This window comes from Paracoccus sp. J56 (assembly GCF_019633685.1).
In the GTDB taxonomy this organism is placed as follows: domain Bacteria; phylum Pseudomonadota; class Alphaproteobacteria; order Rhodobacterales; family Rhodobacteraceae; genus Paracoccus; species Paracoccus kondratievae.
In genome coordinates this window covers 57,182-72,028 of sequence record NZ_JAFL01000010.1, presented here as the reverse complement: position 1 = coordinate 72,028, position 14,847 = coordinate 57,182, and the positions used below count along the sequence as shown (strand labels likewise).

Genomic DNA, 14,847 nt, shown 5'->3' with positions numbered 1-14,847 from the left:
GAGGCATGCTTGGTTCATCTTTGGGTCCGCGCGGAAAGCCGCGCCAATGAGCAAAGGGTCGGCGTCACGCCCGAAGGCGTGGCCGCGCTGATTGACCAAGGCTTCCGCGTCACGGTCGAGGAAAGCCCGCATCGCATCCTGCCTATCGCCGATTACCGGGCAGCAGGGGCCGCGATCGCCCCCAATGACAGTTGGCCCGACGCCCCAGGCGATGCGATCATCTTTGGCATCAAGGAGCTGCCCGAAGACGGTGCGCCGCTTGCCCATCGGCACATCATGTTCGGCCACGCCTATAAGGGACAGCCCGCCGGGCAAGCGCTGCTGCGCCGGTTCCGCGACGGGGGCGGCACCCTTTACGATCTGGAATACCTGACCGACGACAATGGCCGCAGGCTGGCAGCCTTTGGTTATTGGGCCGGGTATGCCGGTGCAGCAGTGACGTTAAAGGCATGGGCGGCCCAGCGAAGGGGTGGCATCTGCGGGCCGGTTGATACCTGGCCTTCGCAAGACGCGCTTGAGACAGAGCTACGGGCCGAACTGGACGCGACCGGCGCCCCGCGTCCCCATACCATCGTCATCGGCGCGCTGGGGCGGGTGGGTAGCGGGGCCTCGGACCTGCTGACGCGGATGGGGGTACGGGTGACGAAATGGGACATGGCCGAAACCGCAGGCGGCGGCCCGTTCCCAGAGGTCCTTGCCCATGAGATGTTCATCAACTGCATTCTCGCCAGCCCGCAAACTCCGGTCTTTGTCCCGCCCAATGCGGTCAATCCCGGCCGCCTGCTAACCGTGATCGGCGATGTGGCCTGCGATCCCTCCAGCAGCTTCAACCCGGTCAAGGTCTATGACCGGGTGACGGACTGGGCCCGGCCGGTGATACGCGTCGCCGAGCAACCACCGCTGGATGTGATGGCAATCGACAATCTGCCGTCACTTTTGCCGCGCGAAAGCTCGCTTGATTATGCCGGACAGCTTTTGCCAGTCCTCAAGCAGCTTGATCATATAGATCAGGGCGCATGGGGCCGGGCCGGCGCGCTGTTTCGCGACCATCTCGCGGCGCTTTCAGCGTAAAGGGGAACACAAGCCGCCCCGGACCGTTGAGCTTGCGAACCGATCCGGGACCGGAGGCGATCATGAACACTATCCGACGCACCCTTGCCGCCACGCTCGTCCTCGGCCTTGCTGCGCCTGCAGCGATGGCCGAGTTGAACGACCGTCCCCCGAATGCCCGTGACCAAAGCCCGGCCTTTCCCGGCCAGACCCGTGCGCCCGAAATCCATCAGGACATCCCGATTGCCCGCAGCACGCTTATTCGCGGGCTCGACAGCCCATGGGGGATGGCGCTTTTGCCTGATGGCGGGCTGCTGATCACCGAGCGTAGTGGCGGGATGCGGCTTTTCCGCGATGGCAAGCTTTCAGACCCGATCAAGGGCCTGCCCGCTGTCGACGCCCGCGGCCAGGGTGGTCTGCTGGATGTGGCAGTCGCACCGGATTTCTCCCGGACACGGCAGGTCTGGTTCAGCTTTTCAGAACCACGCGGCGAGGGGCGCAACAGCACCTCGGTCGGCACCGGAAAGCTATCAGCAGACGGAAAGGCGCTTGAGGGCGTGCGCGTGATCTTTCGGCAAGAGCCGGCATGGGCCTCGACCCTGCATTTCGGTTCGCGGTTGATCTTTGACCAGCAAGGGCAGCTTTTCGTCACCACAGGCGAAAGATCGCTGCCCGAGCCACGCAAGCTGGCCCAGGACCCGCACACCCATCTGGGCAAGGTCCTGCGCATCAATCCGGCAAGCGGCGGCCCTGCACCGGGCAATCCCCCCGCTCAGGGTGACACGCGGCCCGAGATCTGGTCCCTTGGCCACCGCAACCTTCAGGCAGCGGCGCTTGACGCACAGGGTCGGCTGTGGACGGTCGAACACGGCCCGCGCGGCGGGGATGAGCTCAACCGCCCGCAGCCAGGGCGCAACTACGGCTGGCCAATCATCACCTATGGGCAGGATTACAGCGGCGCGCCCATCGGCCAGGGCATCACCCAACGCGAGGGGATGGAGCAGCCGGTCTATTACTGGGACCCGGTCATCGCCCCCAGCGGCATGGTCTTTTATCAGGGCACAATGTTTCCCGAGCTGCGCGGCGACGCGCTGATCGGCGGCCTGCAAGCACAGGCCGTGGTGCGCCTGCGGATCACCGGCGACCGCGTCAGCGGCGAACAGCGCCTTGTCGAGGGCATCGGCCGCGTCCGCGATATCGAGGTTGCCCCCGATGGCGCGATCCTGATCCTGACCGACGGCGGAGCGTTGATCCGGCTTGCCCGGGGCTGAGGGTCAGACCGGACGTTGCAGGTTGTCCTCTTCCTCTTCGGGGGACAGGCCCAAAGCCTCCATCCCGGCTTCGAGGTAATCGGCAAGCTGGGGCTCGCCCATCAGGTAATCCTCGGTCGGGGTGCGGCGCTCGGCCTTGGCGGTGCGAATCGCCTCGGTCAGATCTTCGGCGGCAAAGGTATCGCGGCCAATCCACATCACCGCGACAAGGCTTGCCTGCTCATCCTCGTTCAGACCGGCGATGAATTCGGCAAGCTCGGTTTCGGTTCCATGGCCCCTGCGCTGCCCGCTATGCGCCCAAGGGTTTACCCCGCTGTCATATTCGCGCGCGCGGATGATGACATGGGCGATCTTTTCGGGGCTGATTTCCAGCATGGCTGCACCTCCGGTCTTTGCCCCTTTGTCGCGCCGGGCAACGACGGGGTCAATCACGGCCGTACGGTCACCGTCCAAACAGCCGCTCGATATCCGAAAGCTTGAGCTCGATCCAGGTCGGGCGGCCATGGTTGCACTGGCCCGACTTCGGCACCCGCTCCATCTCGCGCAGCAGGGCGTTCATCTCATCCGCCGTCATGCGCCGTCCCGAACGGACCGAGCCGTGACAGGCCATTGAGGACAGGACCGCGTCGACCCGCGCCCGCAGCCGCTCGGATGTGCCCTGATCGGCCAGATCGTCGAGAATGTCGCGGATCAGTCGCTGGACGTTCAGCCGTTTGACCAGCACCGGCACCTCGCGTACCGCCACCGCACCACCGCCGAAAGGTTCAATCACCAGACCCAGCTCGGCCAGATCCCCGGCGATTGAAAGAATCCGCTGGGCGTCGGCCTCGGACAGTTCGACGATCTCGGGGATCAGCAGGGCCTGACTGGCGATGCCGTTCGTCTCTTGCTGCGCCTTCAGCCGCTCATAAACCAGCCGCTCATGCGCGGCGTGCTGGTCGACGATGACGATGCCATTGGAGGTCTGGGCGATGATCCAGTTTTCGTGCAGTTGCGCGCGGGCCGCGCCCAGCGGGGCGTCGGTCTGCGCCTCGCCCCCGGGCTCCGGCTCGACGCGGGCCGAGGGCGATTCGGCAAAGCCCGGCGCCTGCAGGGCAAGGCTGGCTGCAATCGCCGGAGCCGAGGGGCGAGAGGGGGCGTAGCTTGCCTGATAGCGGCGCGGAGCTTCGGGCTGCGGCTCAGGCCGCGCAAGACCCAGCGCCGCCGTTGCCACAGTCGATGAGACACGATGCCCCGCCCCCGCCAGCGCGTGACGCAGGGCCGAAACGACCAGCCCGCGCGCGATCCCCGGTTCGCGGAAACGCACCTCGGCCTTGGCGGGGTGGACGTTGACATCGACCTGATGCGGGTCGCAGGTCACAAACAGCACCGCCGCCGGGTGACGCCCCGAAGGCAGCACATCCATATAACCGGCCCGCAGCGCCCCGGTCAGCAGCTTGTCGCGAACCGGACGACCGTTCACGTAAAGATGCTGCGCAACCGCCGCGCCGCGCGAATAGGTCGGCAAGGCGGCAAAGCCGGTCAGAGTGATACCGTCCCGCTCGGCGTCGATCGGCAGGGCGTTGTCGATAAAATCGCGACCCATGACCCGCGACAGCCGTGTTTGCAGGGCGCCGAACAGATCGCCTTGTTCGGCATCGGCGCGGAACAGTACCCGCGCCTCGTCCTCATCGGTCAGGATAAAGCCGACATAGGGTTCGGCCATGGCAAGGCGGCGGATGACATCGGCCACGGCCTGCGTCTCGGCCCGGTCCGTGCGCAGAAACTTGAGCCGGGCAGGGGTGGCAAAGAACAGATCGCGCAGTTCGACCACCGTGCCCCGATTGCCAGCGGCAGGCTTGACCGAACCGATACGACCGCCAGAGACCGAGATTTCAGCCCCGTCAAACCCCGCGGCACGGCTGGCAATACGCAGTCGCCCGACCGCGCCCAGGCTGGGCAAAGCCTCACCGCGAAAACCAAAGCTGCGAATATCCAGCAGGTCGCTGCCGTCGATCTTGCTGGTCGCATGGCGGGCAAGCGCCAGAGGCAAGTCCTCGGCAGTCATGCCGCAACCGTCATCGGTAACGCGGATCAGCGCCTTGCCACCCTTGGCAATCGCCACCTCGATGCGGGTGGCACCGGCATCCAATGCGTTCTCGACCAGTTCCTTGACCGCCGAGGCCGGCCGCTCGACCACCTCACCAGCGGCAATGCGGTTGGCGGCCGCCTCGTCCAGTTGCCGGATCACCGGGCGCATATTGGGGTCATGGGTGTTCATAACCCCATATTTAGCAGTTTCGGGCAAGGCGGGAAAGGATTCGTCAGTCGGTCGCCTCAACCCCGTCGGGCCGACCGACCAGAACAAAGCGAATCTGATCGGAATGCAGCAGGCGACGCGCGACGCGCTGCACATCCTCGGCAGTGACGGCCTCGATCTTGCTGTTCCGGGTATTCACGTAATCAGCCGGCAGGCCGATCAGCTGCATCCCCGCCAGAATCGACGCGATCTTGCCATTGCCATCGAAACGCAGCGGATATTCCCCGGTCAGGTAGGTCTTGGCATCGGCCAGTTCCTTTTCGGTCACGCCTTCGGTGACAAAACGGTCCCAGACCTGCCGGATCAGATCAACCGCCTCGGCCACCTTGTCATTGGCGCTGGCCATGCCGCCCTGCCATGTCTCGCCATAGACACCATTCGACAGACCGGTGCCCACGCCATAGGTCAGGCCACGCTTTTCGCGGATCTCTTCCATCAGGCGCGAGGAAAAACCGCCGCCGCCAAGAATGTGATCCGCGACGAAGGCCGCGAAATAATCCGGGTCGGACATGGGCAGACCGGGTTGGGCAAAATTCACCACGGTTTGCGGGCTGTCCCAGTCTATCACCGTCACGCCTCCGGTCAGTTGCAGGCTGGCGGGCTGGGGCAAGGGGGCCAAGCCGGTTTCAGGCAGCCCGCCCAGCACGCTGTCGATCAGCTTGCCCAGTTCCTCGCCAGTGATGTCGCCCGCCGCCGCGACGACCACGCGATCCCGGGCGAGGATACGATCCTTGGCCGCGACCAGATCATCACGGGTCAGGCTGGCAACGGATCCGGCAGTGCCGTTGACCGAGGTGGCATAGGGATGATCGCCCCATGCCTGTCGCGCCAGTTCCTTGGCGGCAATGGCATTGGGATCGGTCGCCTCGGAACGGATCACCGCTTGCAACTGTCCGCGCACCCGCTCGACCGCGTCGGGGTCAAAACGCGGCTCGGTCAGCGCCTGACGCAGCAGCCCGGCTGCCTGATCGCGGTTTTCGGTCAACATACGGGCGCTGACGATCAGCGCGTCATCGCCAACGTCAAAGCGGTTCTGCGCGCCCAGCCCCTCGACCGCCTCGGCATATTGGACCGAGCTCATGTCGCCCGAGCCTTCCTCAAGCAAGGCGGTCATCAGGCTGATCTGGCCGCGCTTGCCGGGCGCATCAAGGCTGGCGCCGCCCCTGAACATCAGCGACAGCGCAGTAAAGGGAATCGAGTGATCTTCGACCAGCCACACCTTGATGCCACCGGGCGAGGTGATCTCCTGAATATCAATAGCGCGCGCACCCTGACCCATGGCAGTCAGGCTGACCAGCGCAGCAAAGGCGAGGGTAAAGACAGCGCGGATCATTCGATTTCCCCTGATTTGGCGGCGTCTGCCGAGGCCGATCTTGCAGCCTCGTCCGTCGTGTCAGGCGCGGGCAAGAGCCAGCCGGTGACGCTGACCTTGCTGTCGAGCACCAGTTTTGCGGCGGCACGGATATCCTCGGGCGTTACAGCGGCAAGGATATCCGGCCAGTCGTTCACATCCTCGACCGTCAGACCGACCGCCAGGCCCTGACCATAATCATAGGCGCGGCCATGCGCCGAATCCTGGGCATAGACGCGGGCGGCGCGGATGCTGGTCTTGACCCGTTCAAGCTGGGCAGGGTCGGGACCGTCGGTCAGGAATTTCGTCAGCGCCGCGTCCAGAGCCGCCTCGGCCTCGTCATTCGGGACGCCCGGCACCGGCACCAGCGAGATGCCAAAGGTGGTCGGATCGACCGACAGCCCGTCATAGAAGGCATTGACGTAAAGCGCCTTGCCGGTCAGCACCAGATCGCGCGCCAGAACCGAGGTCTGGGCCGAGCCGGCCAACAGATCGGCCAGCACGGTCAAGGCAGCGGCGGTCTGTTGGTCACCGGGGTTGCGTTCGGGCGCAATCACAGTGCGGATCAGCACCGGCTGGGCCACACGGGCGTCAACACGCTCAATGCGGCGGGGCGAGCGCTGGACCGGCTCTTGCGGGCGCGGTTTGCGGGCGGCGTCGGGTTTGGGCGGCACCGGACCGTAATATTTCTGCGCAAGTTCGCGGACCTGATCGGCGGTTACGTCGCCCGCCACCACCAGCACGGCGGCATTGGGCGCGTAATGGGCATCGTACCAGGCGATCGCGTCCTCGCGCGTCAGACCCTCCATCTCCTGGCGCCAGCCGATCACCGGGCGGCCATAGGGATGGTTATAGAACTGAACCGCGCTGCGCTCTTCGGCGAATTGCGAACCGGGGTCGCTGTCGGTGCGCTGCGAGCGTTCCTCAAGCACCACCTGCCGTTCGGCCTGCCAGTCATCCTCACCAATACGCAGATTCGCCATGCGGTCTGATTCCATCTCCATGATCAGCGGCAGGCGATCGCTGGCGATACGCTGGAAATAGGTGGTGAAATCATAGCTGGTAAAGGCGTTGTCCATGCCGCCATTGGCGGTCACGGTTTTGGACAGCTCACCCGCTGCCAGCTTGTCAGTGCCCTTGAACATCAAATGCTCGAGGTAATGGGCAATGCCCGACTTGCCGGGCTGTTCATCAGCCGAGCCGATCCGATACCACAGCATCTGCACGACAACCGGGGCGCGGTGATCCTCGATCACCACGGCCTCAAGCCCGTTATCAAGCGTGAAGTGGCTGATTCCCTTTGGCATCTCGGCCAGTGCAGGCGTGGCGGCCAGCACCAGTGCAAAAGGTGTCAGGCGGGAAAGGATATTCATGGGCAGGCTCCGGTTCCGGGTGCGCGCCCAGAAGCTGCCTTGCCCGGCGCGGGCGCGCAAGCCTGCCGCCCGTCACCTAAGCGTGATACGCGCGGAATCAGTCGCGCAGCACGCTTCTTTCAGGGGCTGCCGGCGCAGGCACACCCCGGTTGCGCGGCGGCGCGGCGGGCAGCAGCACGCCGGTCGGGCGCCAACGCTCAAGCTCGGCCCAGCTGTCCAGCGTCATAGGCTCATAGGCGCGGTAATAGACATTGGTCCGCGCCAGCACCTCAAGCAGGCGACGCGAATGACGGCTACGCCATTGGGCATCCTCTTGCGCGGTGGTCTGGCGGATGGTGCCGTCGCGGCCCAGCCGCGAGCTATAGGCGATCAGCGCCCCATCCGCTGCCCCGACCCCCTGGGCCGAAAGCTGCGCCGGATTACCCCCCAGGGCGGCAACGGCATCGGCGCGCGGCGTCGGATCGGTAATATTCGAGCCACCCGGCGTCGGAGCCGGCAGGTCGTTCAGATCCGTCGGCATTTGCAGCGGCTTGGTGGGCAGGATGGCGAATTCGTCGGGACTTGTCCGCCCGGCATTGATGTTCATCAGGTGCGGATCGGTGCTGCAGGCGGCAAGGCCCAGCATGGTCAAGATCAGTGCGATCGCCCGCATCTTCCGTCCCTCTTATTCGTCCCGCGCCGTTCTTAGCGCGTATTCCCGTCCTCGTCACGGGTCTTGTCGTCAAAGGCCGCATCGCCCGACGCCTCGGGCTGCGCCGCAGGTTCGGGCTGGCGGGATCTGGCCTGCCGGGGCTTGGCAGGAGCCTTGCGCTTTTTTGTACCCTTCTTGCTTTCCGGCGGCTGCAGAACCAGCCCCAAAGCACCAAGAAAGATGGCAATATCCGCGACGTTGAAACTATAGGGGTTGCGCCAGCCGGGCAACGACATGTTCAGGAAATCCGCGACCGCCCCATAGGTCAGCCGGTCCACGACATTGCCCAAAGCCCCGCCGATCAGCAGCCCCGCCGCGATCTGGGCAAAGCGCGAAGGCTTTGCCTGTCGGATCCAGATCACGACCCACAGACAGACCGCCAGCGCAATCGCGATCAGAACCCAGCGCATGATGTCGACATCGCTGGCGAACAGGCCAAAGTTCATGCCCTGATTCCAGGCCATGCGCAGGTTCAGCCACGGATCGAACAGGTCGATTTCGCGCACCCGGTCGAGCCGCATCATATGCACGACCAGATATTTCAGCACCTGATCCAGCAGGAAAATCACCCCCGCCGTCAGGATGACAGGACGCCAGACCGGGGGCGCCGGTTTCTTTGAGCGCCGCCGGGGTGCCGCAGATTTCTTACGCGGCTGGGGGGTCGCGGTCTCGGCCATCAGTGACGGAAATGCCGCTGGCCGGTAAAGACCATGGCAAGGCCCAGACGGTCTGCCGCCTCGATCACCTCAGCGTCACGCATCGAGCCGCCGGGCTGGATCACCGCCCGCGCCCCGGCTGCAGCCAGCGCCTCGACCCCGTCGGCAAAGGGGAAGAAGGCGTCAGAGGCAACCGACGAACCGATGGTCAGCGCCTCGGTCAGACCCAGCGCCTCGGCCATGTCCTCGGATTTGCGCTTGCCGATCCGGGTCGAATCGACGCGGCTCATCTGACCGGCGCCGATGCCGACGGTGGCAAGATCGCGGGCATAGACAATGGCGTTCGACTTGACGTGCTTGGCAACGGTCCAGGCGAAAAGCAGGTCCTCAAGCTCTTGCTCGCCCGGCTTGCGCTTGGTCACGACTTTCAGATCGGCGCGCAGGATGCGGCCATTGTCACGGCCCTGCACCAGAAAACCGCCCGCGACCTGCCGGAAGGCCAACCCAGGGGCCGCCGGATCAGGCAACCCGCCAGTGGTCAGAAGGCGCAGGTTCTTTTTGGCGGCAAAGATCTGCTTTGCCTCGTCGGTGGCATCGGGCGCGATCACCACTTCGGTAAAGATCTCGGTGATTGCCTGCGCGGTTTCACCGTCCAGAACCGTGTTCAGCGCGATGATGCCGCCAAAGGCCGAGGTGCGGTCGCAGTCAAAGGCGCGGCGATAGGCCTCGACCGCCGTCTTGCCGCGCGCCACACCGCAGGGGTTGGCGTGTTTGATGATCGCCACCGCCGGCCCTTCGGCCGGGTCGAACTCGGCCACCAGTTCAAAGGCCGCGTCGGTGTCGTTGATGTTGTTATAGCTCAGCTCTTTGCCCTGCCACTGCTGCGCGGTGGCAACGCCGGGCCGGTCCGAACCGTCGCGGTAGAAGGCGGCGGACTGGTGCGGGTTCTCACCATAGCGCAGGCCTTGGGCAAGGGTGCCGGCAAAGCTGCGGCGGCGCGGGGTTTCTTCGCCGATCGCCCCGGCCATCCAGCCCGAGACCGCAGCGTCATAGGCAGACGTGCGCGCATAGGCGATCTGCGCCTGACGCTGGCGAAAGCCCAGGGTCGTGGCGTCGTCGTTGGCATCCAGCTCGGCCAAGACGGCGGAATAATCCTGAACGTCCACCACCACGGTCACGAAGGCGTGATTCTTGGCCGCCGCGCGGATCATCGCCGGGCCGCCAATATCGATGTTTTCGATGCAGTCTTCGTAGCTTGCGCCTTTGGCGACCGTCGCCTCGAACGGATAAAGGTTCACGACCAGCAGGTCGATCATCCCGATATTATGCGAGCTGGCAGCGGCCATATGCTCTTCGTTGTCGCGCAGGGCCAGCAGGCCGCCATGCACGACCGGGTGCAGCGTCTTGACGCGGCCGTCCATCATCTCGGGAAAGCCGGTGACATCGGCGACGTCAACGACACTCAGCCCTGCCTCGCGCAGCGCCTTGGCAGTGCCGCCGGTGGACAGGATCTCGACGCCCCGCGCCGAAAGCGCCCGCGCGAAATCGATCAGCCCGGTCTTGTCGGAAACGGAAATCAACGCGCGCTTCAGCGGAATGCGGTCGGTCATCGGTCTGGGCCCCGTGAAATGGATGACAGATTTGGCCCGTCACCTAGCGCCGGAGCGCGCCAAGGTCCAGCAGATCTGGATGGCGCGGCCCTGCAATCGCGCAGAAATCACCATCTGACGCGATGGGCGCGGCTCGGCCAGTGCCCGGTCAAGCAGGCAGGACGCCTCAAGCCGCAGCTCTCCGACGCCATCATGCGAAAACAGCCATTCATCGCCGCCGGGCAGGGTCAGATGGATTTCCTGCCCCTGCTGGCGGGCCTGAATCTCGGGGTGCAGGTGGAAACGGACGTCAAAGGCCAGACCGCCCTCGGGGCGGACCTGCTCAAGCCGGGCCTGGGCACTGGCATCAAGCGCCGCAAGCGAATCCTCGCCCCGCAGCCCAAGACCGTCGGGATCAAGCCACAATTCCCGCAGATGGGTCAGCCCGTGGCTGGCCAGCCAGCCGTCGTGGCCGGCCAGCAGATGCGCGGGTTCAGGCGAATGCGCCGGGCCGCAATCCGGGGTGGTCAGGTTGCCAAGCGCATCGCAATCGCCGGCCCAGACCAGATCGGGACGCTCGGTCAGGATATCGGGCTCTCCCTCCTGACGGTTGGGGTTCAGCCGTGACGAAGACAGCCCGGCCAGGCACAGCGCCGAATGGCAGGGCGTGGCGCGGCTGGCCCTGGCCCATAGCGGGCCGAAACCGTCGCCCGGGCCGCAGTTCACGATCAGGGGCTGGCGCGCTACCGTCAGCTCAAAAGCCAGCGTCGAGGCATGGGCGCGGACGGCAGCCGGACCCCCGGGCGGAGGTGCCGCGTCAAGGATCAGCGTGGTGCGCGACCGTGTCATGCGGGCAAAGCCCATGGCAAGACCGCTGACCGGCAGCGCGGGCCCTTCGGCAGCGCGCAGACAGCGATCCAGCCGCCCCGCCGCGCCCCGGCCGCCGCCATGGAAACAGGGCAGCGAACCGTCGGCATGGCGCAGCGCCCGCAGGATCGGGGCGATTTCCGAGATGATGGCGCCAAGTTCGGGCGGGGATTCCTGCCCCACCTCATCAGCGACCTCCTGCGCCCAGACAAGCAGCGCCATCGCCTCCAGCAGCGATTCGGGGGCGCGCGTTTCGGACAGGGTGGCAATGCCCATGGCGTCAGCCTCTTCGGCCAGGGCAATCAACGCCGGCTGGGCCATGGCGTGACGGTCGCGCAGCAGCATGGCGCCAATCGCCAGCCCCGCCAGCGCCTCAAGCCGGCACAGCCCGTCGGCGGCGTCATACCAGCAATCGCGCAGGTGGCTAAGATGCTGGTCAAGCGCGTCGAAATAGGGTTCGGCCCCACTACGGTCCAGACCGGGCAGAATCATCCCGGCGTGAAAGATCCAGCGCAACACCCTGCGTCCCGAAACCTCGGGCGACCATTCCGGCGTGCCGGGCGCCGGTTCGGGGTGCAGGCGCAACCAGCGCATAACATGGTTCTGGGCCACCGCCCGGGCCCTGGGCGTACCGACCGCGGCCAGATCGTCCAGCCAGCCAAAGCCGTGCAGCTCGGCCGCGACGGTGGGCGGCAGGTCGGCGGCAAAGAAATCATCGCTCAGCGTAAAGCCGCCAAGATGCAGCGTGCCGCCGACGATCTGTTCGCCGCGACCGGGATGGCCGATGGCTTTGGGTTCGGGGCGGCGCAGAAACCCCCTTGGCGCAACAGAACTTTCGGTCATGGGCAACGCATTGACTAAGGACGGCTTAACCTTAGGTCTGGTCAGCGGATTTTCGCAAGCGCGCGATGAAGAACCCATCCATCCCGCCGCGTTCCGGCCACAGATCCGGGCGCAGGCGCAGCCCGCCTTGCGGGGTGATCCAGCCCGGCTCGATACCCGGTGCCTCGGGCGACTCGACCATCAGGCCGGGGTGGCGGACAAGCAGGGCGGCCAATTGGTCCTCTCCCTCAGCGCAAAGCAATGAGCAGGTGGCATAGACCAGCCGCCCACCGGGTTTCAGCAGCGTCAGCGCGTGGTCCAGCAACCGCGCCTGCAGATCGGTCAGTTCGGCCAGCGCACTGTCATCGCGGATGCGCGGCAGTTCGGGATGACGGCGAATGGTGCCGGTGGCCGAACAGGGTGCATCCAGCAAAACCGCATCCAAAGGTGCCTCTGGCCGCCATTCCAGCGCATCCGCCGCCACCAGCCGCGCCGAAAGACCACAGCGGGCAAGGTTTTCAGCCACCCGCGCCAGACGGGGCTCAGAGATATCCAGCGCCGTGACCTCGGCCCCGGCGGCAGACAGTTGCAGCGTCTTGCCGCCCGGCGCGGCACAAAGATCGGCGATCCGCTCACCCGGGCGCGGGTCAAGCACCCGTACCGCCAGCGCGGCAGCGGCATCCTGCACCCACCAGTCGCCCGAAGCATAACCCGGCAGTGCAGAAACCTGCGTCCCCACAGACATGCGGTGTGAACCGGTCGGCAGCGCCTCTCCTGGGCAATCCGCACCCTTGGGCGTCAGATCAAGGGGCGCGCCTGCCTCGTGTGCGGCCTCGATGGCACGCGCGGCATCCTCGCCCCATGCATCAACGACCGGGCCACGCAGCCATGACGGCATCTTTTGCGGCGTCAGCCCGGCCCAGACCTGACCAGTGCCCGCGACCTTACGCAGTACCGCGTTCACCATCCCGGCTGCCGCCTGCCCTTTGGGGCCCATGGCGCGCGCCAGCGCAACAGCAGCATTCACCGCGCCATGCGGAGCCTCGGCCAGCGCCAGCATCTCGATCGTCGCGAGCCGCAGGATGCGCATGATCTCGGGCCGCGGGGGACGGGCCAGCATCGGTGCAAGCAGCTGGTCCGCACGATCCATGCGCCGTAGCACCTCCAGCGCCAGACGGCGGGCGCGGGCACGCTCGGCCGGCGGCAGACGCTCAACCTGCGCGGCGGCCTCGTCCAGCGTCGCACCTGCCTCGACCGCTCCGAGCAGCCGCAGGGCGCCCGAACGCGCCCCATCCCTGACCATCTTGCCGCGTGACTTGTCCAAAGCCTGCCTCTTGCCTAGATTGGTCTGGTCTAGCGTGTAGCAGGGGAAACTGCCATGACCGACCGCAAGGATCTGCCGCCTGCCGCCCAGCGCGCCCTGGCCGAAGCCGAAGAACGCCGCCGCAAGGCCAAACCGCTGGACCTGCCGGTTGAACTGGGCGGGCGCGACGGGCCCGAGCCGGTGCGCTATGGCGACTATGAGCGTAAGGGCCTCTGCGTCGATTTCTAAGCCTCGCGCGCCTCGCTGCGCGAGCATTTGGACATATTCTGCCCACTCTGCCGTGATGGCGAATCCGTGAACAGAGGTGGGTCCGCCGTTTACTTGCCATTGGGGTTCGCCGCTTAAAGAATGCGCCAACCACCAAACCGCAAGGAACGGCAGATGGCCTCTGGGCAGGGGATTTTGAAATGGGCGGCGCTGACGCTGCTGCTGGCAGGACAGGCACTGGCACAGCAAGGTCCGGACAGGCGCGGGCCACAGGGCCCGATCGAGGTCGGGGTGATCGTCACCACCGAAGAGGACGTCCCCTATACCGTTACCCTGCCCGGCCGCGCGATTGCCTATCAGCAAACCGGTATCCGCCCGCAGGTCGGCGGAGAAGTGCTTGAAATCTCTTACGACCCCGGCAAACCCGTCAAGGCGGGCGATGTGCTTTTCCGCCTCGACCCTGAAACGCTGGCCGCTGCACTGACCGCCGCCGAGGCCGCCGTTGCAGGTGCCGAGGCTGGCCTTACCCAGGCCCAGAACACCGTCACGCGCTATCGGCGGCTTGAGGGGTCGGGTGTCTCGGCCGTCGAGCGCGCCAATGCCGAAGTGGCCCTGAAAGAGGCCGAGGCCAATCTGAAATCCGCCGAGGCCTCGCGGGACGCCGCCCGCCTTGCGCTTGAACGGACCGAGATCCGCAGCCCGCTGGACGGCATGGCCGATGTAGCGGCGGTGTCGGTCGGGGATCTGGTCACGGCAAACCAGTCCGAGGTTCTGACCACCATTACCCAGCTTGACCCGATCTATGTCGATGTCTCTGAATCCAGCGCCCGGATGCTGCGGGTGCGCGAGCGGATCAAGGCCGGCCTTCTGGTCGTCAACGGCGGGGTCAAGACCCAGCTGATCCTTGAAACCGGCGGGGAATATCAGGGAGAGGGGCGTATCGTCAGCCCCGGCATCGCCGTCTCACCCACCACGGGCACGGTGCCGATCCGGCTGCAGTTCGATAACCCCGACCGGATGATCCTGCCCGGCCAGTTCCTGCGGGTAAAGCTGACGCTCGGCACGACCCGCGCGGTACTGGTGCCCCAGCGCGCAACCAGCCGCGCCTCGGACGGCACGCTGACCGCCTTTGTCGCCCGCGATGGCAAGGCCCAGCAGGTGACGCTGATCGAACAGGGCAGCTACCGCAACAGCTGGATCGTGACACAGGGCATCAACCCCGGCGAACAGCTGATCCTTGACGGGCTGGACAACCTGCGCGCCGGATCAGAGGTCACCACCATCCCGGTCACCATCGATGCCGAAGGCGTGGTGCGCGAGGCCACGGATAGCAAGGAAGGCTAGGGC

Annotated in this window: 13 protein-coding genes; 4 read left to right on the top strand and 9 right to left on the bottom strand. The window is 65.9% G+C overall.

The window, feature by feature from the left end; genetic code table 11:
* The first annotated feature begins 9 nt into the window (after positions 1-9).
* Together M511_RS09355 and M511_RS09350 are read left to right on the top strand one after the other, a co-directional pair.
* Positions 10-1,071, top strand: coding sequence for a saccharopine dehydrogenase (locus tag M511_RS09355; RefSeq protein WP_085502013.1), 1,062 nt, complete (start codon positions 10-12; stop codon positions 1,069-1,071).
* A 62-nt stretch (positions 1,072-1,133) separates the two neighbouring features.
* Entirely contained in the window at positions 1,134-2,321 is a 1,188-nt protein-coding gene (locus M511_RS09350; RefSeq protein ID WP_010391879.1) for a PQQ-dependent sugar dehydrogenase, read from the top strand.
* 3 nt (positions 2,322-2,324) lie between these two features.
* Here the strand turns inward: M511_RS09350 and M511_RS09345 are convergent, their stop codons facing one another.
* The 9 genes from M511_RS09345 to M511_RS09305 all read right to left on the bottom strand — a co-directional run bounded on the left by M511_RS09345 (position 2,325) and on the right by M511_RS09305 (position 13,272).
* Complete coding sequence (locus tag M511_RS09345; protein ID WP_029371198.1) at positions 2,325-2,696, bottom strand: DUF3775 domain-containing protein; 372 nt, start codon at positions 2,694-2,696, stop codon at positions 2,325-2,327.
* 67 nt (positions 2,697-2,763) lie between these two features.
* Positions 2,764-4,581, bottom strand: coding sequence for a DNA mismatch repair endonuclease MutL (gene mutL, locus M511_RS09340; RefSeq protein ID WP_085502012.1), 1,818 nt, complete (start codon positions 4,579-4,581; stop codon positions 2,764-2,766).
* 43 nt (positions 4,582-4,624) lie between these two features.
* Entirely contained in the window at positions 4,625-5,953 is a 1,329-nt protein-coding gene (locus tag M511_RS09335; protein WP_176224533.1) for a M16 family metallopeptidase, read from the bottom strand.
* Positions 5,950-7,344: a M16 family metallopeptidase gene (locus M511_RS09330; protein WP_085502011.1), complete on the bottom strand. Its 1,395-nt coding sequence runs from the start codon at positions 7,342-7,344 to the stop codon at positions 5,950-5,952. The genes M511_RS09335 and M511_RS09330 overlap by 4 nt, the downstream gene beginning before the upstream one ends.
* A 97-nt stretch (positions 7,345-7,441) precedes the next feature.
* On the bottom strand, positions 7,442-7,996 hold the full coding sequence (locus M511_RS09325; RefSeq protein ID WP_010391885.1) for a DUF3035 domain-containing protein: 555 nt from the start codon (positions 7,994-7,996) through the stop codon (positions 7,442-7,444).
* A 32-nt stretch (positions 7,997-8,028) separates the two neighbouring features.
* Positions 8,029-8,712: a signal peptidase II gene (gene lspA, locus M511_RS09320; RefSeq protein ID WP_085502010.1), complete on the bottom strand. Its 684-nt coding sequence runs from the start codon at positions 8,710-8,712 to the stop codon at positions 8,029-8,031.
* Positions 8,712-10,301 carry a bifunctional phosphoribosylaminoimidazolecarboxamide formyltransferase/IMP cyclohydrolase gene (gene purH, locus M511_RS09315; protein ID WP_085502009.1) on the bottom strand — a complete coding sequence of 530 codons (1,590 nt, stop codon included), beginning with the start codon at positions 10,299-10,301 and terminating at the stop codon, positions 8,712-8,714. The genes lspA and purH overlap by 1 nt, the downstream gene beginning before the upstream one ends.
* 39 nt (positions 10,302-10,340) lie before the next feature.
* Positions 10,341-11,990, bottom strand: a complete 1,650-nt coding sequence (locus M511_RS09310; protein ID WP_029371200.1) for a heparinase II/III family protein — start codon at positions 11,988-11,990, stop codon at positions 10,341-10,343.
* A 31-nt stretch (positions 11,991-12,021) separates the two neighbouring features.
* Positions 12,022-13,272, bottom strand: a complete 1,251-nt coding sequence (locus M511_RS09305; protein ID WP_085502060.1) for an RsmB/NOP family class I SAM-dependent RNA methyltransferase — start codon at positions 13,270-13,272, stop codon at positions 12,022-12,024.
* 75 nt (positions 13,273-13,347) lie between these two features.
* Here M511_RS09305 and M511_RS09300 point away from each other — a divergent pair, with 75 nt between their 5' ends.
* Both M511_RS09300 and M511_RS09295 read left to right on the top strand, forming a co-directional pair.
* The gene (locus tag M511_RS09300) at positions 13,348-13,521 is read left to right on the top strand and encodes a DUF1674 domain-containing protein (RefSeq protein WP_010391895.1); all 174 of its coding nucleotides are present in this window, start codon (positions 13,348-13,350) and stop codon (positions 13,519-13,521) included.
* 153 nt (positions 13,522-13,674) lie between these two features.
* Positions 13,675-14,844, top strand: a complete 1,170-nt coding sequence (locus M511_RS09295) for an efflux RND transporter periplasmic adaptor subunit (protein ID WP_010391897.1) — start codon at positions 13,675-13,677, stop codon at positions 14,842-14,844.
* The last annotated feature ends 3 nt before the right edge of the window (positions 14,845-14,847 follow it).